Origin of the sequence: Pseudoalteromonas sp. R86517 (assembly GCF_042466295.1) — a bacterium.
GTDB classification, from domain to species: Bacteria; Pseudomonadota; Gammaproteobacteria; order Enterobacterales; family Alteromonadaceae; genus Pseudoalteromonas; species Pseudoalteromonas atlantica.
The window spans coordinates 1,407,469-1,428,835 of the sequence record NZ_JAXHCB010000001.1 but is presented as its reverse complement, the minus strand read 5'-3'; the positions used below and the strand labels follow the sequence as shown (position 1 = coordinate 1,428,835).

At 41.5% G+C, this 21,367-nt stretch carries 21 protein-coding genes; 11 read left to right on the top strand and 10 right to left on the bottom strand.

Features of this window, described 5'->3' with window-relative positions; all coding sequences use genetic code 11:
• Window positions 1-405: 405 nt before the first annotated feature.
• Complete coding sequence (locus SJY38_RS06400; protein ID WP_058550084.1) at window positions 406-1,026, top strand: trimeric intracellular cation channel family protein; 621 nt, start codon at window positions 406-408, stop codon at window positions 1,024-1,026.
• Window positions 1,027-1,120: 94 nt separating this feature from the next.
• Here SJY38_RS06400 and SJY38_RS06395 read toward each other — a convergent pair whose 3' ends face one another.
• Complete coding sequence (locus tag SJY38_RS06395; RefSeq protein ID WP_096041721.1) at window positions 1,121-1,630, bottom strand: DUF421 domain-containing protein; 510 nt, start codon at window positions 1,628-1,630, stop codon at window positions 1,121-1,123.
• A 308-nt stretch (window positions 1,631-1,938) separates the two neighbouring features.
• Between SJY38_RS06395 and SJY38_RS06390 the strand changes: the two genes are divergently transcribed.
• Window positions 1,939-2,349, top strand: coding sequence for a hypothetical protein (locus SJY38_RS06390; RefSeq protein WP_377109426.1), 411 nt, complete (start codon window positions 1,939-1,941; stop codon window positions 2,347-2,349).
• Window positions 2,350-2,426: 77 nt separating this feature from the next.
• The gene (gloA, locus tag SJY38_RS06385) at window positions 2,427-2,954 is read left to right on the top strand and encodes a lactoylglutathione lyase (RefSeq protein WP_248461512.1); all 528 of its coding nucleotides are present in this window, start codon (window positions 2,427-2,429) and stop codon (window positions 2,952-2,954) included.
• An 82-nt stretch (window positions 2,955-3,036) separates the two neighbouring features.
• Here gloA and htpX read toward each other — a convergent pair whose 3' ends face one another.
• The 6 genes from htpX to bioB form a co-directional block, all read right to left on the bottom strand.
• Window positions 3,037-3,900 carry a protease HtpX gene (gene htpX / locus SJY38_RS06380; protein WP_024033579.1) on the bottom strand — a complete coding sequence of 288 codons (864 nt, stop codon included), beginning with the start codon at window positions 3,898-3,900 and terminating at the stop codon, window positions 3,037-3,039.
• Between the two features lie 229 nt (window positions 3,901-4,129).
• Complete coding sequence (locus SJY38_RS06375; protein WP_377109425.1) at window positions 4,130-5,701, bottom strand: FAD-dependent oxidoreductase; 1,572 nt, start codon at window positions 5,699-5,701, stop codon at window positions 4,130-4,132.
• 145 nt (window positions 5,702-5,846) lie between these two features.
• Window positions 5,847-6,530, bottom strand: a complete 684-nt coding sequence (gene bioD / locus SJY38_RS06370) for a dethiobiotin synthase (protein ID WP_248450969.1) — start codon at window positions 6,528-6,530, stop codon at window positions 5,847-5,849.
• A gap of 29 nt (window positions 6,531-6,559) precedes the next feature.
• Window positions 6,560-7,456 carry a methyltransferase domain-containing protein gene (locus SJY38_RS06365; RefSeq protein WP_377109424.1) on the bottom strand — a complete coding sequence of 299 codons (897 nt, stop codon included), beginning with the start codon at window positions 7,454-7,456 and terminating at the stop codon, window positions 6,560-6,562.
• Window positions 7,453-8,610, bottom strand: a complete 1,158-nt coding sequence (locus SJY38_RS06360) for an aminotransferase class I/II-fold pyridoxal phosphate-dependent enzyme (protein WP_377109423.1) — start codon at window positions 8,608-8,610, stop codon at window positions 7,453-7,455. The genes SJY38_RS06365 and SJY38_RS06360 overlap by 4 nt, the downstream gene beginning before the upstream one ends.
• An 11-nt stretch (window positions 8,611-8,621) precedes the next feature.
• A complete protein-coding gene (gene bioB / locus SJY38_RS06355; RefSeq protein ID WP_004586639.1) occupies window positions 8,622-9,662 on the bottom strand; it encodes a biotin synthase BioB in 1,041 nt (346 codons plus the stop codon).
• A 92-nt stretch (window positions 9,663-9,754) separates the two neighbouring features.
• Here bioB and bioA point away from each other — a divergent pair, with 92 nt between their 5' ends.
• From bioA to SJY38_RS06325, 6 genes are all read left to right on the top strand, one after another.
• Entirely contained in the window at window positions 9,755-11,056 is a 1,302-nt protein-coding gene (gene bioA / locus SJY38_RS06350) for an adenosylmethionine--8-amino-7-oxononanoate transaminase (protein WP_377109422.1), read from the top strand.
• Window positions 11,057-11,219: 163 nt separating this feature from the next.
• Complete coding sequence (locus SJY38_RS06345; RefSeq protein WP_377109421.1) at window positions 11,220-12,032, top strand: hypothetical protein; 813 nt, start codon at window positions 11,220-11,222, stop codon at window positions 12,030-12,032.
• A complete protein-coding gene (locus SJY38_RS06340; protein WP_004586642.1) occupies window positions 12,033-13,073 on the top strand; it encodes an extracellular solute-binding protein in 1,041 nt (346 codons plus the stop codon). It abuts the gene before it with no gap.
• Window positions 13,074-14,573: an iron ABC transporter permease gene (locus SJY38_RS06335; protein WP_096739626.1), complete on the top strand. Its 1,500-nt coding sequence runs from the start codon at window positions 13,074-13,076 to the stop codon at window positions 14,571-14,573.
• A 14-nt stretch (window positions 14,574-14,587) separates the two neighbouring features.
• Window positions 14,588-15,601, top strand: a complete 1,014-nt coding sequence (locus tag SJY38_RS06330) for an ABC transporter ATP-binding protein (protein ID WP_286936598.1) — start codon at window positions 14,588-14,590, stop codon at window positions 15,599-15,601.
• Window positions 15,602-15,619: 18 nt separating this feature from the next.
• Complete coding sequence (locus SJY38_RS06325) at window positions 15,620-16,258, top strand: Vat family streptogramin A O-acetyltransferase (protein ID WP_377109420.1); 639 nt, start codon at window positions 15,620-15,622, stop codon at window positions 16,256-16,258.
• 18 nt (window positions 16,259-16,276) lie between these two features.
• On the opposite strand, the gene SJY38_RS06320 is transcribed toward SJY38_RS06325, so the two are convergent.
• Window positions 16,277-16,711: an ATP-binding protein gene (locus SJY38_RS06320; protein ID WP_004586647.1), complete on the bottom strand. Its 435-nt coding sequence runs from the start codon at window positions 16,709-16,711 to the stop codon at window positions 16,277-16,279.
• A gap of 447 nt (window positions 16,712-17,158) precedes the next feature.
• On the opposite strand from SJY38_RS06320, the gene asnS reads away from it, so the two are divergent.
• Window positions 17,159-18,556, top strand: coding sequence for an asparagine--tRNA ligase (gene asnS, locus SJY38_RS06315; RefSeq protein WP_024033570.1), 1,398 nt, complete (start codon window positions 17,159-17,161; stop codon window positions 18,554-18,556).
• 150 nt (window positions 18,557-18,706) lie between these two features.
• Window positions 18,707-19,639: a PstS family phosphate ABC transporter substrate-binding protein gene (locus SJY38_RS06310; RefSeq protein ID WP_377109419.1), complete on the top strand. Its 933-nt coding sequence runs from the start codon at window positions 18,707-18,709 to the stop codon at window positions 19,637-19,639.
• Window positions 19,640-19,689: 50 nt separating this feature from the next.
• Here SJY38_RS06310 and SJY38_RS06305 read toward each other — a convergent pair whose 3' ends face one another.
• Both SJY38_RS06305 and SJY38_RS06300 read right to left on the bottom strand, forming a co-directional pair.
• Window positions 19,690-20,616 carry an electron transfer flavoprotein subunit alpha/FixB family protein gene (locus tag SJY38_RS06305; RefSeq protein WP_121637523.1) on the bottom strand — a complete coding sequence of 309 codons (927 nt, stop codon included), beginning with the start codon at window positions 20,614-20,616 and terminating at the stop codon, window positions 19,690-19,692.
• Window positions 20,617-21,366 carry an electron transfer flavoprotein subunit beta/FixA family protein gene (locus SJY38_RS06300; RefSeq protein WP_377109418.1) on the bottom strand — a complete coding sequence of 250 codons (750 nt, stop codon included), beginning with the start codon at window positions 21,364-21,366 and terminating at the stop codon, window positions 20,617-20,619.
• Between the last annotated feature and the right edge of the window lies 1 nt (window position 21,367).

Genomic DNA, 21,367 nt, shown 5'->3' with positions numbered 1-21,367 from the left:
TGCTGATTAAGCTGCGATTACGCAAATTCCATTTAAGTTAAGAGTTGTTAGTATACGTTCCTAAATTGCTACCACGCAACCAAATATTCATATTAGGTTAATTTAAACACGCTAACTAGTTTGCAAAATACTTAACCGTATAGGGAAAATACCGAGCTTTGAGGTTTAAAATGCAGCAATAAAATAGCCTGTTTTATTTTATAAATTACGGCCATTTGTCCTTTATTCTACTACTGCTGACTTTTGCAAAGCGATTAGCTTAACAGCTTGTTTACACTAGGTTTTGTTATTAGTTATTTCTATCTGAATTAAGCGTTTTTAGTGTGATTTTTCATTCGTTATTTACTTAATTTATCTATACAATCCACACCTTATTTTTACGTGCAATTTTCAAGTGATTATCTCATGCTATTAACCGTTGTTTATATTATTGGTATTACTGCAGAAGCCATGACCGGCGCACTTAGCGCTGGGCGAATGAAAATGGATTGGTTTGGCGTTGTACTGGTTGCCAGTGCAACAGCAATTGGTGGTGGCAGTGTGCGAGATATTTTACTTGGCAATTACCCACTTACCTGGGTTCAGCACCCAGAGTATTTATTAATTACTTGTATAGCTGGCATTGTTACTACGTGGCTTGCTAAGTGGGTGGTTAAATTTAAAGGCATTTTTATGCGCTTAGATGCGCTAGGGCTTGCGGCGTTTAGCATTATTGGCTGCCAAGTGGGGCTAAATATGGGCCTGCACTATGGTATTTGTGTTGTGGCTGCAGTTGTAACCGGTGTTTTTGGTGGCTTACTGCGCGATTTAATATGTCGCCAAGCGCCTTTAGTATTACATAACGAGCTATACGCGAGTGTATCGTTACTTGTTGCCTGCTTATTCTTGGCACTGCACCATTACAATATTGATGACAACATCAGCATTATTGTAAGCCTTGTTGCAGGCTACTTAATACGTATGGCGTCAATTCGCTTTAAGTGGCGATTACCTACCTTTAGTTTGTTAGAGCAGCACGCTAAATAAATTAGGCTTTAATAAAAGATAAGGCAGGTATTAAACCTGCCTTAATTAATATAAGTATAAGTATAAGTATAAGTATAAGTACTAGCGCCTTACTTTATTGCTCGCTAACATCACTTAACGCGGTTTTTAACCCGCTGTTATTTTGCTTTAGTACGCTAAAACTGCCGTCGGTTTCTAGCACTACAGCGGCTACATCTTCTATGGCTAATATACCCGCACCACGAATAGCAGCACGAATTTCGGATTTAGTTACCCGCTGCGATTTAAGTGCCGCCGTGCAGTATTCACCATTACTCAGCAATAGCGTAGGCTCTGCTTTTATAAGCGAAGCAAATTTAGATGAGCGCACACTTAGCCACGTAATAAAATATTGCAGCCCTATTAACACAACAAACGCGAGCATGCCCTCTAGCAGCGCAACGCTTTTTGTAATGATCACCGAGGCTAAAATAGATCCCAGCGCAATAGTGACAATAAAATCAAACACGTTCCATTTAGAAAGCGTACGCTTACCCGATATACGCAGCCAAAACACCAGCGCTACATAACCCAGCACGCCAATAATAAGTACGCGTATTAAGCCCTGCATATCATCAAAAAACATAGTTACTCCTTTATATGCGTTATTTACTTACTGTAAGTAGTTCCTGCAATAGTTAATTAAACCCTACATTGCACATAGTTAAATAACGATGAATAAAGCGCCCTATTTTATTTTGCTAATTGTTTTACAAACTTAATTTTACTTAGCATCGTACTTTGTTTATCGACATAGGTACCTACGTATTACAAAAGTATTCAAAGTAACCGCTATGGAGTTATAAGTTTACTTTTTCATAGGATAATGTGATTATCATTTTAGGTACAAATTAACAGTTTTCTTTGCTCAATAACGTTATAAAGGGATTTATCTTGAAATTAATTAAAAAAGCGATAGTTATCGGAGTATTAATACTGGTACAAGGGTGTGTTTCTTACGATTTAGTGCACGTTGAAACGTATACTTCAGGCCAAAAGCCAGTTAAAGGTACCGCCGTTAAACAAATTAAGTATGGAGATGGCTTTAAATGGGTGGGTGTTATAATTTCGCCAATCATTCCTATTCCTCTTATATTACCTTATGGCCGTGAACGCACCACTACTTGGTTATCTGATGATGGTGCTAGTGTTTACACAGAAATTCAAAAAACAGAAGCCAATGGGTATGGGTGTATGTTTATAAGCTCAGAAATAAATGGCTGTAGCGATGAAACTACATGGGGCGCATTAATGATAAATGATATGACTATTTTGCATCACTCTTTTATGCTCAGGGCAGTTTAAATTTAAACGATGGTTGATTATGATAACTTAAACATTATATCTAAGTTTTCGCTTCTTAATTTATACAAAGGATTACCATGTCTAGCTATAACGAATCTCCAGAGCAAATAGAACAAGCCACTAAAGGCTATGTGATGCAGCAAACTATGTTGCGTATTAAAGATCCCAAACCGTCGCTCGAGTTTTATCAAAACGTATTAGGTATGAAGCTGTTAGGTAAGTATGACTTTCCTGAAATGAAGTTTACGCTGTACTTTTTAGGCTACGAGCCAGAGCAGCCGCAAGGTGATGATAAAACCAAAGCTAAATGGGTATTTGGTCGCCCTGCACTAATCGAGCTTACCCATAACTGGGGCACAGAAGACGACGATAGCTTTGAGGGCTACCACAGCGGTAACCAAGAGCCTAAAGGCTTTGGCCATATTGGCATTAGCGTACCCGATGTATACGCTGCCAGTGAGCGCTTTGCAAAATACAATGTAGAATTTGTTAAAAAGCCAGATGATGGCTCAATGAAGGGCCTAGCATTTATAAAAGACCCTGACGGCTACTGGATAGAAATACTCTCACCAGAGGGCATTACTGATATTATTTTTGGTAAATAACCTTAACGCTTAATAAACCGGTTACCACATACTAAAAAGCCAGCTAATTAGCTGGCTTTTGTATTTTTAAATAAGGGTTAGCTTATTTACGCAGGGCGTCTATTCGCGCATCAAGCGGAGGGTGAGATGAAAACAGTTCAGCCATCCCTTTACCACTTGCTATACCAAAGGCCATCATTGAGCCTTGTAATTGCGATGGGTGATTTTGCTTTAATCGCTCAAGTGCTGAGCGCATTTTGTCTGCACCTACCAATTTAGCTGCGCCGCTGTCGGCTGCAAATTCACGCTTACGGCTGTAACTTGCAACCACTATGCTTGCAAGCACACCAAATACAACTTGGAATAACATGTCGAATAAAAAGTAAGACCAGCTACTACCGCCCTCTTCTTCATCGCCATTTAAAAAGTTATCAACTATGCCTGCCAGTACTTTTGCGGCAAATATTACAAAGGTATTTACCACGCCTTGTATTAGCGTAAGCGTTACCATGTCGCCATTAGCAACGTGCGATACTTCGTGGGCAAGTACGGCCTCGGCTTGATCTTGATTCATGTTATGTAATAAACCTGTGCTTACCGCCACCAGCGAGTTATTTTTACTTGGGCCGGTTGCAAAGGCGTTCATTTCTGGGCTGTCGTAAATTGCTACTTCAGGCATTTTTATACCTGCTTTTTGAGCTTGTGCTGATACAGTTTGTACAAGCCAGTGCTCGGTTTCGTTGCGCGGTTGAGTAATTACCTGTGCGCCTGTTGATTTTTTAGCAATCCACTTAGACATAAATAACGAAATAAACGAGCCACCAAAGCCAAATACAGAGGCTATAAGTAATATTCCGCCAAGGCTACGATGGCTTAAACCCAGCGCGCTCATTATTATTGAAAGCACTACACCTAATACCAACATAACCGCTAGGTTAGTTAATAAAAACAAAAATATACGTTTCATATTGTCCTCACAAAAATAGGTTTGATCACCGAACATAAAATTAAATTAGGTTAAAGCAATCATTACGCCATGACACACTATGTCATCACGTTGAGGCTATTCTGTGACAAACTATGTCATAACGCAAGGGTTATTTGCAGGTTTATTAATAAATTTTTGGGGGAGTTTAAAAAGGGAGTAAAGAGTGGCGTAACGCAGTTATAGAACCTCGTTACGCCTATAAAAACAATTAGTTGCTGGTTATGCCGCTAGTTGTAATGCAATTATTAATTGTTGCCATATCTGTAGGAAAGCCGCGCTCTTTTGCGAGTAATTGTGCCACCTTGGTTATATCTGCATGGTTGTGTTGTTGAAGGTACGTCCACTGGTGATGAGTACGATGCTCATTTATGTGCGCATCGTCGCTTATTAGGCCAAGTTTAGTAAATTCAGCCACTATTTCATCGGCAGCGATTAAGGTAGATGACGCTTTTACGTTTTCGGCTCGTGCGTAGCTAATATGCGAATATAAGCTAACATCAGCGACGCGCAAGGTATCGTCTTCTCCTGGGATTTGCTGGCCACCAAACAAGGCATTGTTTTGCGTGTTAGCGTTTTTAAATGCCGGAACAAACTCGGCTACATAATCAATCGCTTTTTGGCTACGTGCTTTTAGTACCTGCTGATCCCACCCATTGTTTATGTAATTTAAATATTTAGCTGGCAATTGCGGCTGTGCACTTTGCTCGTTGGTATCGGCTAGGCCATCGTTAAACAAGGTAATTGAGTTGGTCATACCATGAATTTGATAATAGCCATTAGGATAAGGCGTTAGCTGTGCCATGCCCTCTGGCGTACCACGGTTACCATAAATAATAATTTCTGGAATTTGCCCGCCAGCACCTTGCCAATGCGTAATGTAAGAGGCTTTAAATTCGACCATACGTTTGGCCTCTACGCCTACCATGTCATCTACAATACCGGTTTGAAAGCCACAGGCATTAATTAGGTAGTCTACCTCTACTGTTTGCGTAGAGTCGCTTTGGTTATTTTGGTATTCAATTTTCCAGGTTGGCGATTGGTTATTAGCACTGGTTTGCTCAACTTGCTTAACTTGCTTTACCTCTGTGCTGGTAAGTACATTAGCGTGTTCGTACTGGGCAAGCGCAAGTTGGGCGCTGGCCGATAACCTAAAAATATTCCACCCGTATTCTTGAGCAACAATTAGCGGGTATTTTACTTTGTTTAAGTTTAGGTGCTTAGCAACGGGGATCATCCACTCATCTAGCGTTTTAGGCTCACTAACCTGCTCTTTTTTACTCAGCGCTATCATTTGTTCATGGCTATACAGCTGGTAGTAATTGTCGGGCTCGCCAAGTACTTTGTTGTTAGGGTCTTGCTCAACTAACTCTTTATACGCGTTGGTGATTTTATTTAATCGTGGTAGTAAATCATCGGGTGAATCGTCATCGCGCGTTGGCACTGCAAACACGGTTGGGCGTACGTCTATGGTATAGGGGTATAGGCGTAAAATATCGATACATTGTTTGAGTAAATCTATGCAGTCTTCGTCTGGTATTTCACGGTATAAATTACCACCGGCGTGTAAATGGCACATAGGTGGGCCATCTATAAGTGACTTTTTTTTCTCAAAAATAGTGGTATGAATCCCTAGCGCTGCCAATCTAATAGCTATTGTTGCCCCTGCTGTGCCGCCACCTAAAATGCCCACACGGGTCTTAGGCTGAGCACTTGGCTTTACCTCGGGTTCACCCGTTACCTGTGTGTTTTGAGCGAAGCGTTTAATATATGGGTGCGTCATGTAGCGGTTTATTTCCTTAGTAACAATAGCTTTAACTTGTAATATGTGTACTAAAGTGGGTAATTTCAAGGCGTAAATACAATTAATAAGCTCATGTATTTAATATAAAAACTGCTTTGCATTTAAAAACGCAAAGCAGCCACAATTAGCTCTGTATATTGAGGGTATTAAGTAAGGTTTTGTATATTTGCAGTTTAGGGGTTTGCTCGCTGTATGGGCTTATAGCCAAAATAGGAAATGGCAAACGTGCTTTTAACGAATCAAGGTTAGCTTGGTATTCATCCATATTTGGGTCTACTTGGTTGGCAATCCAGCCTACACAGTTAATACCTAAACTTTGCATATGGGCAGCGGTAAGTAAAGCATGGTTTAAACAGCCTAGTTTCATGCCTACTACTAAAATTACGGGTAGTTGCTCGGCCTTAACCCAGTCGTATAAATAATCGGTATTATTAATTGGCAGTGCCCAGCCACCAGCGCCTTCGGTTAGGTGGTAATCGGCACCTTGTTGTTTAAGTGTTGAGTACGCTGCGCTTAGTTTATCGAGCGTAATGTTTACCCCCACTTGTTCTGCGGCTATGTGCGGCGCAATGGGCGGCGCAAAGGCAAAGGGGTTTATTACATCGTATTTAGCACTTACCGTGGCGCTTTCCATTAGCATGAGTGCATCGGCATTAACTAGCTGATCAAACGCCATTTCGCAGCCTGCGGCAAGTGGCTTAAAGCCAATTGCGTTTTTTTTATGTTGGGCAAGTAGCTTTAATAGCAAACTAGTCACGTGGGTTTTTCCGGCGTCGGTGTCGGTACCGGTAATAAAAAATTCTTTCATTTTACTGCCTTGATTAATTTTAATATTAGCTACTCATGGCTTTTTTGTAATGATAACAATACCACATGGTAAGATACACACGCTTGATTGTTTAAAAGCGGATACGCATTGCACACCCGTTGTAGCGCCGACTTAGTTAATAACCCTTGGCGTGAATTAGCATGATTTTGCGTTGTAGCACCAATGGCTTTAATAGATTTAATGGCTTTTAACGGGCTTGAATAACAATCGGTATAAATTACTTTTTGTGAGCTATTAATACTAAACCCCGCATTTTGTACCGACTGGTTTATATAAGCGTGTGTATTAAAGGTATTTATATGGCTACGGTTATCAAGCGCTGCAAACGCTGTTTTAATTTCGTTAAGCGAACCCGCAACCACTGTGCTTATATAAGCCTGCCCGCCAGGCTTTAAGCTTTTAAAAAGCGAATGCATTAATTTTTCAAAATTAGCCGACCACTGCACTGCAAAGTTACTAAATATAGCGTCAATACTGTTTGCTTGTAGCGGCAGGTTATCCATATCGGCGCAAATTTTTGGGTTAGTTAATGCAGCGCTTTTAAGCATGTTTAAGCTTAAATCTATGGCAATTACTTGGCCGTATTGTTTGCTTAGCTGTGAGGTATTAACCAGTGGGCCAGCTCCTAAATCTACACAGCGCTTATTTTGGTTGTAAGGCTGGGAGTTTATTAATTTAAATAAATCGCTTGCTGCCTGTTTTTGTACATTGGCATGGCTGTTGTATTGCTCAGCTGCTTTAGAAAACTTATCATTCGCCCCCTTTTTAAGCGCTGTATGAGGGCGTACTTGCTCAGCACTTTGTATAAGCGCACGCTTTTGTGAAGCCCCATTTATAGGTAAAAGCGCGGGCTTTTTATTTAAAGCTTGCTTACTGTGGGTATGAACTAAAGCCTGCGCAGTCATGCTATTGCGCCTTTTAAGTGCTCAACAAGGGCTGTTATATCTGCATGGGTATGCGCCGCTGTTAAGGTTACACGTAACCGCGCGGTATTATGCGCAACCGTAGGTGGGCGAATAGCGGTTAGCCAAATACCCTGCTGTTTAAGCCTTTGTGCTGCGTGTAACGTTTGTTCGGCGCAGCCAAGTACAATGGGCTGAATAGCGGTGTTTAACTCCATTACCGCAATGGCATGTTGTTTACAAAGCTGCTTAAAAAAAGCAATGTTACTACTTAGCTGCTCGCGTTTATTATCTGCACATTTAATGGCTTGCAAGCGCGTAAGCGTAAGCGCTGCCATAAGCGGCGACATAGCGGTTGAATACGTGTAATCGCGGTTAAACTGCAGCATGTAATTAATAAATTCGTTATTTGCTAATACACAGGCTCCGCTGCTTGCTACTGCTTTTCCAAAAGTAATAACCAGTATATCGGGAAGTGCTAAGCCTTCATCTAATAATGCCTCACAGCTACCTAAACCGGTTTTACCTAGTGCACCAAAACCATGTGCATCGTCAATCATAAGCCAAGCATTGTGCTCTTTAGCTAAAGCAAGCAACTCTTTTATAGGGGCGGTGTCGCCATCCATCGAAAACACCCCCTCGCTAATAATTAGCTTATTGTGTGCTTTTGATTTTTCGAGCCGCGAACGTAAATGCTTTAAATCGTTATGGTTAAAGCGGATCAATGCGGCATTTGAGTGCATTGCGCCGTCAATCAAACTGGCGTGGTTGAGTTTATCTTGAAAAATTGCACTGTTTTGCGCAGCGTTTTTATCGTTAAACAGCGCTTTAATTACACTGCTATTTGCACTAAACCCCGAGTTAAACAACATGCCTGCCTCGTAGCCAAGCGCACTACATAAGTATTGCTCTAGCTGGTGTTGCTGCGCCTGATACCCAGTAACTAAGGGTGAGCTGTGGCTACCGAGTACGTTGTTTTGCTCAAGGTTAATACTGCAATCACCAAAGCCTAGGTAATCATTACTGGCAAAATTAAGGTACGTTGCGTTATTTAACGTAATGGTACGTGCTGTAGCGCGCTGCACCACATGGCGTTTACGTAATAACGCATGTTGCTGTTGTTGCTGCAAATGCGTATTTAAAAATTCAAATGGCATAAAGGGTAAGCTTAGGCTTCGTAAAATAAGGCTGACGTTGCTTTATCGGCCACTTGCGATGACAGTGATGCGGCAACGGCTTCGTCTGAGTAGTCTTGGTGTTTTTCTGGGTTCATGCCTAATTTTTTAATTAGCTTCATGTCGGCATCGGCCTCTGGGTTTTCGGTAGTCAGTAGCTTATCACCATAAAATATTGAGTTAGCGCCTGCAAAAAAGCACATTGATTGCATTTGCTCGTTCATGGCGCTGCGACCTGCCGATAAACGCACATAGCTGTGTGGCATCATAATACGGGCAGTAGCTATAGTGCGTATAAATTCAAAATGATCTAAATCGTCTACGTTTTCAAGCGGTGTGCCTTTTACTTTTACCAGCATATTAATAGGTACGCTTTCTGGTTGTTGTGGTAAATTTGCCAGCTGCATTAATAAACCGTAACGGTCGCTTGCTTGCTCGCCCATACCGACAATACCGCCTGAGCATACTTTCATGCCGGCATCGCGTACGTGATCTATGGTGTTTAGTCTATCTTCAAAGGTGCGCGTTGATATAATTTGCTCGTAATATTCAGGCGAAGTGTCAAGGTTATGATTGTAGTAATCAAGCCCTGCGCTACTTAGCTCATGTGCTTTTTCGTTGGTAAGTTTACCAAGTGTCATACAGGTTTCTAGGCCAAGTTCTTTTACTTCTTTTACCATTTTAGAAATATACGGCATGTCTCTGTCTTTTGGATCTGACCATGCTGCGCCCATACAAAAACGGGTTGCGCCTTTTTGTTTAGCTAGGCGTGCTTGCTCTACCACTTTTTCTACTTCTAGTAGGCGCTCGCGCTCTAAATCGGTTTTATAATGCCCCGATTGCGGACAGTATTTACAATCCTCTGGGCAAGCCCCTGTTTTAATAGATAATAAAGTAGATATTTGTACTTCGTTAGGATTAAAGTTAGCGCGATGAACCGATGCCGCCTTAAATAATAAATCGTTAAATGGCATTTCAAATAATGCCTTTACTTGGGCGTGGGTCCAATCGTGGCGAACAGGTGCAAGTTCCATAGTAGTCTCTTATTTTTCTCAGTGGTGATGTTGGATTAGTCTACGTCTTGAAGTACCATTGTCAACGAAACTCACCACGCTAAAGTTTACATATGAATAAAAAACAAACGATTGACCTTGATTTTGATCGTGACCATATTTGGCACCCTTACACATCAATGACACAGCCTATTCCGGTTTACCCTGTTACTCATGCAAATCATAATTTAATTTATCTAGAAACCGGCGAGCAACTCATTGATGGCATGGCCTCATGGTGGAGCGCAATTCATGGCTATAATCACCCGGTATTAAATAACGCCATGATTGAACAAATTAATAGTATGAGCCATGTAATGTTTGGCGGCATTACCCATAATAGCGCGGTAGAGCTGTGTAAAAGGCTTATTACAATTACCCCAAAAAGTTTAACTAAGGTGTTTTTAGCCGATAGCGGCTCGGTAAGTGTAGAAGTAGCGATTAAAATGGCGCTGCAATATTGGTTAAGCCAAGGGTTTACAAACAAGCAAAAATTAATGACGCCGTATAAGGGTTATCATGGTGATACATTTGCCGCTATGAGCGTGTGCGATCCGGTTAATTCAATGCACAGTTTGTATAAAGGTTTTTTACCAGAGCATGTGTTTGTACCCGCCCCTGTAAGTAAATTTGATGGCGAGTTTAACCAAGCAGAAGCCCAAACGCTTGAACAATACTTTAAAACGCACCATCACGAGGTAGCCGCCTTTATTATTGAGCCCATAGTACAAAACGCCGGCGGCATGAACTTTTACAACCCCGAGTATTTAGCCTGCGTTCGTAAATTATGCACACAATATAATGTTTTACTAATTTGCGATGAAATAGCCACAGGGTTTGGCCGCACGGGTAAATTATTTGCTGTAGAGCACGCTAATATAGAGCCCGATATTTTATGTATTGGTAAAGCCCTTACCGGTGGCTCAATGACTCTTTCGGCCACACTAACCAGTGATAAAATAGCCACAGGCATTAGTGAAGGCGAAGCCGGCGTTTTGATGCACGGACCTACATTTATGGGCAACCCGCTTGCCTGTGCGGTTGCGTGCGCCAGTATAGATTTACTTTTGGCGCAGGATTGGCAACAACGCATTAGCGATATAAACACTCAACTACAACAGCTTAAAAAGTGCAATGAATTAGATGCGGTAGCCAATGTGCGTACCTTAGGCGCAATAGGTGTTGTAGAGCTAACTAATGCTGCTGGCAATGTAGATGTTGCTAAAATTCAAGCCTTTTTTGTAGAACAAGGCGTATGGATTAGACCCTTTGGTAAACTTATTTACCTAATGCCCCCGTATATAAGTGACTCAGCCAGTATAAACACCTTATGTGATGCCATTTACACTGCAATTGCAGGTAAGCATTACTGCTAAGCGTTAAATTATACCTAAGAGGCATAGTCATTATTTGCCTGTTAGGTATTAATTTTGCTCAGGTTTTGAGCTTTGCATTGACGTATTTGTTATATTGATTTTAGTAAATATTACGGATATGATAATGTCTATCATTTACAATTACCTTTTCGGACTCTTTACTATGAAACACCTTTCTAAATCTGTAAAAACATTAGGTGCAAGCTTATTGTTAGCTTCTGCTTTTGTAACGCAACCGGCGCTAGCTAACGGCCCAATTGGTGAGCACGTAAACCATTTACAAGAAAACATTAAAGACTATTCAGAAGAAGTTGAATGGATGGTTGGTAAAGTAGACACCATGGTAACTGACTACAGCAAAAGCGGTGCAAAGGCTGTAAACAGCGACGATTTAATTGAATATTGGGAGTCGGTTAAGTTTCACAGCGCCATTGAAACTAACTTTGTGCCTGTATATGCCTCAATTTGGCAAGGCATTTATGGTGTAAAAATGGCTATTGATAACAACAAGCCTGCCCAAGAAGTGCGCAATCAGCAAAAAGCCATGAACATAGCCTTGTGGCAAGGTCTTGGTGCTGTTAAGCTTGCGGCAAAATTCCAGCAAAAAGGCTTACTTGATACAATTAAAGCCACTGCTACAGAAGGCATGACCCAAAGTGCCACCATTGACGAAATCAAGCACAAGCTTGACCGTGTTGTTGCTAAATTTGCAGAGCGCTTAAACGAAGAAGCCACTGAAATTGTTCACGATACGTATTTACACCTTTTTGAAGGCGTAGAAGGTACGCTTATCGAACAAGATGCAAAACTAGTAGAAGTGCTGGAAAAAGATTTTAACGTAACACTACCGCAAACAATTAAAAGCGCTAAAAGCGTTGACGAAGTACGTGACGTGGTAAGTGATATGCACACTAAATTAGACCGCGCTAAAACGCTAATAGAAAAAGCGGAGAAGTCGCGTAAGGATGTTTTTTAAGTGAAGCGTAGGACCTTTATACAAGGCCTAGCTGCGTTAGGGGTTGTTGGCGCTTTGCCACTGCCCCTTTCTCGCGCACTAGCTGCCGATATAGCAAACCCAGTTTCTGTTGATAATTTACCAAAGCTTAAAGGTGATTTAACCTTATACCTAGGCCGTGGTGAAGGTGGTTTGTATGAAAATGTATTACAAGCGATTCAGAAAAAAAATCCTGACTTTAACTTAGCTATTCGCCGCGGTCCGACTGCTGCACTTGCCAATACTATAGTGGCAGAGGCAAAGGCAGGTGTACGCCGCGCCGATTTATTTTGGGCGGTTGACTCAGGCGCTATTGGCCTAGTTACCGATGCAGGCCTTGCAAAGCCCCTACCGAGTGATTTATCTGCACAGTTACAACCGCAATTTAGATATGATCAATGGGCGCCGGTTACCGGTCGGATCAGAACCTTGCCGTATAACACATCGCGTCTAACTAAAGACCAAATTCCCACAAGCATAATGGACATTGCAGATAGCGATTTATCAATTGGCTGGGCGCCTGCTTATGCGTCGTTTCAATCGTTTGTTACCGCTATGCGTATTTTAGAAGGCGATGATAAAACCGCTAAATGGCTTAAAAAAGTTAAAAAGCGCGCTAAAACATACGCCGGTGAACTCGGTGTTGTAATGGCGGTAGAACGTGGTGAAGTAGATATTGGTTTTGCTAATCACTACTACACGCTGCGTCTTAAATCGGGTAAACCAGATGCTAAATTAGACTTAGCCTTTACCGAGCAAGATGCAGGTTGTTTAGTCAATGCCTCGGGTATTTTAACGCTAAACGATGACCCACTTGCTACTAACTTTATGCGTTACTTATTAAGCGAAGAAGTACAAGGTTATTTAGCCCGAGAAGCGTATGAAATACCGCTTGTTAATGGCATTACTCAACCGGCAGGCTTACCATCGCTGAGTGACATATCTCCACCAAAGGTTGATTTAACTCAACTTGCGGATTTACGCCCCACCATCAACTTGATGCGCAACAACGGCGTTTTATAAATGCGAATACCTGCTTCTTACCCAATGGCGCTGCTTGCAGCGCTCATTACGATTACCCCTGTTTATATTTTAATTACCCTTGCTAGCGACTCCAGTACCCTTTTTGACAGTCATAATTTAAAAATACTGGGCAATACGTTATCGCTAATGGGCTTAACCGTATTTGGCTCAATTCTGATTGGGGTACCACTGGCTTTTATAAGTGCTTATGTGCATTTGCCTTTTAAAAAAATATGGCTGGTGATTTTTGCCGCGCCCTTGGCTATTCCAAGTTATATTGGCGCATTTACTTTGTACGCTGCGTTTGGCCCAGGTGGTGAAATAAATAACCTACTTGGCTTTGAAACCCCACCCATGTATGGGTTAAGCGGTGCAGCCATTGTAATGACCTTGTATACCTTCCCTTTTGTAATGATGACCACACGCTCGTCACTGCTCAGTTTAGATGCCAGCATGGTAAATGCAGCGCGTACCTTGGGTATGTCGATGACACAAAGTGTGTTTAAAGTAATTTTACCCCGTGTAGTTAACGGTATAGCAGCGGGCTCATTATTAGTGGCGCTGTATACACTTTCAGACTTTGGTACACCCGCAATGATGCGCCTAGATACCTTTACCCGGGTAATTTACGTAGAATACAATGCGTTTGCATTAGGGCGCGCGGCAATGTTGTCGCTGCAATTAATGGTTATTGTTGGCTTTTTACTTTTAATAGAATCCCAAATAAAAACCGCCTCTGAACGACACGGTCGCCCACTGGTTTTATTTCCAACTAAATGGCAAATAACCGCAATGATTACTGCGTTTGGCCCTATTTTATTGTTAGCTATTGGTTTACCGCTGGCGATATTTTTTGTTTGGCTAGCACGCGATGGTTACAGCAATTTTGACTTTAGCATAGCGTGGAACTCAGCGTATGCCTCAGCCATTGCTGCCATAGTGGCGGTTATTGTAGCTATTCCTGTTGCTCATGCCGCATTAAGCGGAAAAGCCGGCAGAATAATGGAGCGCGTTACCTATTTTGGTTTTGGTATTCCTGGCATTGTGATGGGCACCGCGCTGGTATATGGCGGCTTGCAACTTCCGTTTTTATATCAAACATTAGCGCTTCTGATTATTGCTTATATGCTACGATTTTTACCGCTTGCCGTTGGCTCTATTCGCACCAGTACAGAGCATTTAGATCAAAGCTTAATAAAGTCTGCTCGCGTATTAGGCGCAAGCCCGCGTGAAGCCTTTACTCGCATTACCCTGCCGCTAACAATGCGTGGTATTATTGCCGGTGCTGCATTGGTATTTTTAGAATCAATGCGCGAGCTTGAAGCAACGCTATTGCTAGGCCCAACCGGGTTTGAAACCCTTTCAACCTATTTATGGCGTGTGTACGAAGCCGGTTATTTTGGCCGTGCTGCCATTCCCGGTTTATTGTTAGTGGTGATTTCTGCCTGTGGCTTAGCTATTATGATGTCTGGCGAAAAACGTAACCAACTCGAACATTGAGGATTTAAAAACAAATGCTATCTGTAAGCCAGTTGTCTATAGATTACGGCAGTAACCGTGTAGTAAGCGATTTAAATATATCGTTAGGTGAAAATGAAATTCTCATGCTAGTAGGCCCTACGGGCTGCGGTAAAAGTACAATATTGCAAGCACTTGCAGGGCTTATCCCCATTAGCGAGGGTGAAATAAACGTAGGCAAATGGCGCGCAACACCAAAACGTAATGTGCCCCCTGAAAAACGCAGTGTTGGTATGGTGTTTCAAGACTTTGCATTGTTTCCACATTTAACGGTTGAGCAAAACATTTGTTTTAGATTAAAAGACACCGCCATTGCCGATCATTGGATTAAACTGCTTGGTCTAAATGATTTTAGAGCAAAAAAGCCAGCCACCCTCTCTGGCGGTCAAAAACAGCGCGTAGCACTTGCGCGTACACTTGCTCACCAGCCAGATTTTGTATTACTTGATGAACCCCTTTCTAACCTTGATGCCGCATTAAAAGATATGCTGCGCTGGGATATAAGAAACGCCTTAAAAGAAGCGGGAGTGCCTGCCGTGTGGGTTACTCACGACCAAGAAGAAGCGCTTTCGGTAGGTGACCGTGTAGGTGTATTACAAAACGGTGAAATACAACAACTCGATAGCCCTGAACAATGCTTTAGCATGCCAAACAACCGCTTTGTAGCACGCTTTTTAGGTGAGGCAAGCTTTATTGCTGGGCAGTTTGAAAATGGCCAAGCAACCACTAGCATTGGCGTAGCACCAGGGCAAGGTATAGACTGCGACAGTGGCGATGTAGATGTGTTGCTTCGCCCTGACGATGTACAGCTTATTCAAAACTTAAATCAACCTAACGGTGAAGTTGTTTGGGTACGCTTTGAAGGTGGCAGCCGTTTATGTGCGGTTAAATTAAGCTGTAATACGCTCGTTACTAGCCGTGTAAGCCACGAGGTTGTGGTTAATCCGGGTGACAGCGTTCATGTATCTATTGTTACTACTCACCCGCTGGCTGTGTATAAAAAACAATAATTAAACTATGAGGTAGCTATGTCTAAACAGGGCCCTAATCCAAATAACCTTGCCCCTGTTGAGGGCTTTCCTCAGGTTGGCTTTTTAAAAAACTTTATTACCTCGCCTAATATAGTGGTGGGTGATTATACCTATTACGACGATCCTGACGGCCCTGAAAACTTCGAAAAAAATGTCCTTTACCATTTCGATTTTATTAAAGATCGTCTCATTATTGGAAAGTTTTGCGCCATAGCTAAAAACGTGACCTTTATAATGAACGGCGCTAATCATCAAACCACGGGGTTTTCTACCTATCCATTTTTTATATTTGGCAACGGCTGGGAAAAATCGGCCCCGCAGGCTGGCGAGTTACCCTTTAAAGGCAATACGGTTATCGGTCACGATGTATGGATTGGTTATGACGCAACCATAATGCCAGGGGTAAATATTGGCAGTGGCTCTATCATTGCAAGTAAATCGGTGGTTACCTGCGATGTACCCCCTTATAGCGTGGTAGGTGGTAATCCGGCAAAAGTAATTAAGCCTAGGTTTGATAGCAACACAATAAATACGTTATTAGATATAGCTTGGTGGGATTGGAGCAATGAAAAAATCACTGCTCATCTAGATGCCATTACTCAATGTGATTTAAGCGCTTTAATAAAGCTTAAATAACCCATAAGTAACACTCACCTACCACTCAAACATGTACGCCATTTTACTAATGGTTTTTAAAGGCACGTTATGCGTATTGCGCTTAGCATATAAATGCTGCATAGACTTGTCTTTTACTTCACCAACAATAACTTCTTTAACTTGATAACCAAGTGCATGTGCTGCTTGAGAGTACGCAATAAACTCCCATTTTTTTATATTGGTGTTATCAACAATTACAAGCGGAATATTTTGCGCTAAAGCATTTATAAAGCGCGCTAAATTTAAATTATGATATTGCGGTAGTTTAAATTTATCAAAGTGATACTCGCCCTGTTCATTGACAAAGTAGTCATCGGTTGAACAAATTAAATACTGGCTTGTATCTACTCCACCAAGCTCGTCGGCTAGGGTTTGTGCATAGTAAGACTTACCACTTCCTGGTAGCCCTCTTAAAATAAAAACTTGTTTCATAGCATCCATTTTTGGGTAATGGTAAATATTAAATAGTTAAAATTATGATGTGCTGATTTACCGGCTTAATTGTTACTTATTATTTCATCATTGTAAGCCATTAGAATAACGCTGAAGCAGTTAGCGCGCCCACTAGCTTACAAATTTTGCTCGGTGATTGAATAGCCTTAAGGTTGGCTAATTTCAATCCGTAGAGTCAACACGCAGTAATAATGCCACAAAATCACTAAATTTCAGAGCACCAAATAACAATAGTGGTAATTTAAAGCAAAAAACGCTTTAAAAGTAACCCACTTGCATAAAAACTTTTAAAGAGTTGCTCACAATAGTTTTTTTATTTTATTTAACTAGGTAAGATACACGGTTCAAGTTCAACGCACTAAATTTAACCGCTGCGTTGAGTAGTTAATATTATACAGTTAGGCAACTTATATCATTGGAGTGAAGATGAGCCATTTAGCGATTTCAGAGCTATTAAAAGGCAATGTTGCGGTAGACAGCCAAGTAACAGTAAAAGGCTGGATCCGTACACGCCGCGATTCAAAAGCAGGAATATCATTTTTAGCCGTTCATGACGGTTCGTGTTTTGATCCTATTCAAGCGGTAGTTCCTAATTCACTAAATAATTATGATGAAGTTACTAGCTTAACAGCCGGTTGTTCTGTGTCGGTTACTGGTGTGTTAGTGCAATCTGCAGGTAAAGGTCAGTCATTTGAAATTCAAGCTAATTCTGTCACAGTTTTAGGTTGGGTAGAAAACCCAGATTCATACCCTATGGCCGCTAAGCGCCACAGCATTGAGTATTTACGTGAGCACGCTCACCTTCGCCCACGTACAAACATGATAGGTGCAGTAACACGTGTGCGTAACTGTTTAGCACAAGCTATTCACCGTTTTTACCACGAGCAAGGCTTTTACTGGATCAGCACCCCAATCATCACAGCCAGTGACTGTGAAGGCGCAGGTGAAATGTTCCGCGTATCAACACTTGATATGCAAAACTTGCCACGCACTGATAAAGGCGACGTTGATTACAGCGAAGACTTTTTTGGTAAAGAAGCCTTTTTAACGGTATCTGGCCAGTTAAATGGTGAAACATACGCATCGGCTATGTCAAAAATTTACACCTTTGGCCCAACATTCCGTGCAGAAAACTCAAACACGTCTCGTCACTTGGCTGAGTTTTGGATGGTTGAACCTGAAGTAGCATTTGCTGATTTAGAAGATATTGCAAAACTTGCTGAAAACATGCTTAAGTACGTATTTAAAGCGGTACTTGAAGAGCGCCGTGACGATATGGAATTTTTTGCACAACGTATCGAAAAAACAGCGATTAGCCGTTTAGAAGAGTTTGTAGAAAAAGACTTCGCCCAAGTTGATTACACTGACGCCGTAGAAATACTTAAATCATGTGGTAAAAAGTTTGAGTACGCCGTTGAATGGGGTGTAGATTTACAATCTGAGCACGAGCGCTACTTAGCTGAAGAGCACTTTAAAGCACCGGTTGTTATTAAAAACTACCCGCGCGATATTAAAGCGTTTTACATGCGCCAAAACGAAGACGGTAAAACCGTTGCCGCTATGGACGTTGTAGCACCAGGCATTGGTGAAATTATTGGTGGTTCACAACGTGAAGAGCGCCTTGATGTGCTTGATGCGCGTTTAGATGAAATGGGCTTAAACAAAGAAGATTACAGCTGGTACCGCGATTTACGTAAATACGGTAGCGTGCCACACTCTGGCTTTGGTTTAGGTTTTGAACGCCTAGTTGCTTATGTTACAGGTATGGGCAACGTACGTGATGTAATTGCCTTCCCTCGTACTAAAGGCAGCGCAACGTACTAATCAATTAATTGATTTTAAAAGCCAGCTTTTTTGCTGGCTTTTTAATGCCTGTTGTTTTTAATTATGGCTTTGTTAAATACTGTTTATAAATTAGAGATTTATAAATTTTGAACTATAGTTTTATAACGTATTCGTTATTTGGCTAATAGCATGATAAAAAACCTTATTTTAGCAGCCACCGTTCTGCTTTCTTCCTCTAACATTGCAACGTCAGTTTCTGATATCGCCCCCGATCACAAGCCTTTACTTATTGGCGGTTCTTCTTCGGTCTCGCACCTGTTGCTTTTATTAAAGCCCAACTATGAAGAGCAAACTAATACGGCCATGCAAGTCCGCTCCATGGGCAGTACTAAAGGCATTAAAGCCATAGCACAAAACATTATTGATATTGGTACTTCTTCGCGCTATTTAACCAATGAAGAGCAAGAGCAATACCCTCATGTACGTCAAATTGTTATTGCGCAAGATGCGCTGGTATTTTTTACTAACAAAAAAAATAACATTGATTCGCTAAGCGTAGAGCAACTCAGCGACATTTATGCGGGCAAATATAAAACGTGGCAAGAAGTTAACCCAAATTATAAACCAGAGACACAAAGAGATAATAAAATTCTCCTGTTTAGTAAGGCCTATAACCATGGCACCTTTGATATTTTATTAGAGTTTTTAAACCTATCTTTTATGCGGGTTCCAAATGGTAATACAATTAAACTAAAGCAGGCAGGTAACCACGGGTTATTTCCTAAAATGGAAGTGCAGATGTATGACGAATTTAACCAAGCCCTTGGCATAGTACAACGCATGCCCAATGCCATTGCTTTTGACTCTTACGGTGCAGTATCGCAGCTGCTTGGCTCTAAAAAAATAAATAAAATAAATTTACTTGGTATCAATGGCGTTAACGTTTCAGATGAAACTATTAAAAATGGTGAATATACGTTTGTTCGCCCCCTAATTTTATTGGTAAATAGCCAATCGAGCCGCTCTGTAGAACAAGCAGAGGTGTTGCTTAATTTATTAAAAGATAAGCGTGTTTTAGATACTTTGTCAGCGCATCATTATTCTATGCTTGAGGTGGAATAAAAAAAGCCGCAGGAACCTAAGTTCACCGCGGCTTTACAACCAGAATATGTTTATAGCGCGTTTTCAAGCTGCGGTAATACCTCAAATAAATCAGCAACCAGACCGTAATCTGCCACCTGAAATATAGGTGCGTCTGGGTCTTTATTAATCGCTACAATAACTTTTGAGTCTTTCATACCTGCTAAATGTTGAATAGCACCACTTATGCCCACGGCAATATACAGATTAGGCGCCACGATTTTACCCGTTTGTCCTACTTGCATATCGTTCGGTACAAAGCCTGCATCAACGGCAGCACGAGACGCACCAATTGCAGCGCCTAACTTGTCAGCAATACCGTTTAATAAAGCAAAGTTTTCACCATTTTGCATGCCACGACCACCTGATATAACTACCTCTGCTGCAGTTAGCTCAGGACGCTCTGACTCGGTTTGTTCAACACTTACAAAGTCACTTAATTGAGTATCACTTAACGTATCTAATGCATTTATGCTGGCAGGTGATTGTTGGCTTTGTAAGTCAAAACTACTCGCTCGTACGGTGATCACTTTTTTACTATCAAGCGATTTAACCGTGGCAATTGCATTACCGGCGTAAATGGGGCGTTTAAATGTATCACTATCTATTACTTCTATTATTTCTGACACTTGCGCTACATCTAAAAGCGCTGCAACGCGAGGCATAAAGTTTTTACCTGTGGTGGTTGCACTGGCAACAATATGTGTATAATTATCGGCAATAGTTAAAACAAGCTCAGCCATATTTTCAGCTAACTGATGCTGATAAAGTGCATTATCGGCGGTGAGTACAGTTGTAACACCTTCAATACTGGCAACCTGTTCGCTCATTGCGCCTACATTTAAACCCGCAATAAGTACATCTATATCAAAGCCTAATTTACTTGCCGCATTGATTGTTTTTGAGGTTTCTGGTTTTAGTGCACCGTTATCGTGCTCTGCAATTACAAGTGTTTTCATTTAAATCACCTTTGCCTCTGTTTTAAGTTTCTCTACCAGCTGGGCTACATCTTCAACAATAATACCGCCACTGCGCTTAGCCGGCTCTTCTACTTTTATTAACTGTACGCGGGGTGTTAAATCAACACCTAACGAATCTGCTGCTATTACATCAAGTGGTTTACGCTTTGCTTTCATTATATTTGGCAGCGATGCATAGCGAGGCTCGTTTAAGCGTAAATCGGTAGTTACAATAGCGGGCAATTTTAGTGAAACAGTTTGTAAGCCACCATCTACCTCACGGGTTACATTCACTGTGTTACCGTTGATATCCACCTTAGAGGCAAACGTACCTTGGCCGCGCTTAGTTAAAGCCGCAAGCATTTGGCCTGTTTGGTTGTTGTCTGAGTCAATAGATTGCTTGCCTAAAATAACTAGTTCTGGGGCTTCTTGCTCAACTAATTTTGCTAATAATTTAGCAATGTGCAGCGATTCTAGTTTTTCATCGGTTTCGATGTGAATGGCTTTATCTGCACCTAATGCAAGTGCGGTGCGTAGCTGCTCTTGGGCTGCTTTTGCACCAATTGTTACCGCTATAACCTCTGTTGCTGTGCCCGCTTCTTTTAATCGAATGGCTTCTTCTATCGCAATTTCACAAAATGGGTTCATTGCCATTTTTACATTTGCTAAGTCAACGTCGCTATTATCAGCCTTTACGCGTGCTTTAACGTTGTAATCGATCACTCTTTTTATTGGAACGAGAACTTTCATA

Bases quoted from the DNA above. Each gene is read 5' to 3' on its own strand.
- SJY38_RS06400 (WP_058550084.1), top strand. From the start codon at position 406: ATGCTATTAACCGTTGTTTATATTATTGGTATTACTGCAGAAGCCATG.
- SJY38_RS06395 (WP_096041721.1), bottom strand. From the start codon at position 1,630: ATGTTTTTTGATGATATGCAGGGCTTAATACGCGTACTTATTATTGGC.
- gloA (WP_248461512.1), top strand. From the start codon at position 2,427: ATGTCTAGCTATAACGAATCTCCAGAGCAAATAGAACAAGCCACTAAA.
- htpX (WP_024033579.1), bottom strand. From the start codon at position 3,900: ATGAAACGTATATTTTTGTTTTTATTAACTAACCTAGCGGTTATGTTG.
- SJY38_RS06375 (WP_377109425.1), bottom strand. From the start codon at position 5,701: ATGACGCACCCATATATTAAACGCTTCGCTCAAAACACACAGGTAACG.
- bioD (WP_248450969.1), bottom strand. From the start codon at position 6,530: ATGAAAGAATTTTTTATTACCGGTACCGACACCGACGCCGGAAAAACC.
- SJY38_RS06365 (WP_377109424.1), bottom strand. From the start codon at position 7,456: ATGACTGCGCAGGCTTTAGTTCATACCCACAGTAAGCAAGCTTTAAAT.
- SJY38_RS06360 (WP_377109423.1), bottom strand. From the start codon at position 8,610: ATGCCATTTGAATTTTTAAATACGCATTTGCAGCAACAACAGCAACAT.
- bioB (WP_004586639.1), bottom strand. From the start codon at position 9,662: ATGGAACTTGCACCTGTTCGCCACGATTGGACCCACGCCCAAGTAAAG.
- bioA (WP_377109422.1), top strand. From the start codon at position 9,755: ATGAATAAAAAACAAACGATTGACCTTGATTTTGATCGTGACCATATT.
- SJY38_RS06345 (WP_377109421.1), top strand. From the start codon at position 11,220: ATGAAACACCTTTCTAAATCTGTAAAAACATTAGGTGCAAGCTTATTG.
- SJY38_RS06335 (WP_096739626.1), top strand. From the start codon at position 13,074: ATGCGAATACCTGCTTCTTACCCAATGGCGCTGCTTGCAGCGCTCATT.
- SJY38_RS06330 (WP_286936598.1), top strand. From the start codon at position 14,588: ATGCTATCTGTAAGCCAGTTGTCTATAGATTACGGCAGTAACCGTGTA.
- SJY38_RS06325 (WP_377109420.1), top strand. From the start codon at position 15,620: ATGTCTAAACAGGGCCCTAATCCAAATAACCTTGCCCCTGTTGAGGGC.
- SJY38_RS06320 (WP_004586647.1), bottom strand. From the start codon at position 16,711: ATGAAACAAGTTTTTATTTTAAGAGGGCTACCAGGAAGTGGTAAGTCT.
- asnS (WP_024033570.1), top strand. From the start codon at position 17,159: ATGAGCCATTTAGCGATTTCAGAGCTATTAAAAGGCAATGTTGCGGTA.
- SJY38_RS06310 (WP_377109419.1), top strand. From the start codon at position 18,707: ATGATAAAAAACCTTATTTTAGCAGCCACCGTTCTGCTTTCTTCCTCT.
- SJY38_RS06305 (WP_121637523.1), bottom strand. From the start codon at position 20,616: ATGAAAACACTTGTAATTGCAGAGCACGATAACGGTGCACTAAAACCA.
- SJY38_RS06300 (WP_377109418.1), bottom strand. From the start codon at position 21,366: ATGAAAGTTCTCGTTCCAATAAAAAGAGTGATCGATTACAACGTTAAA.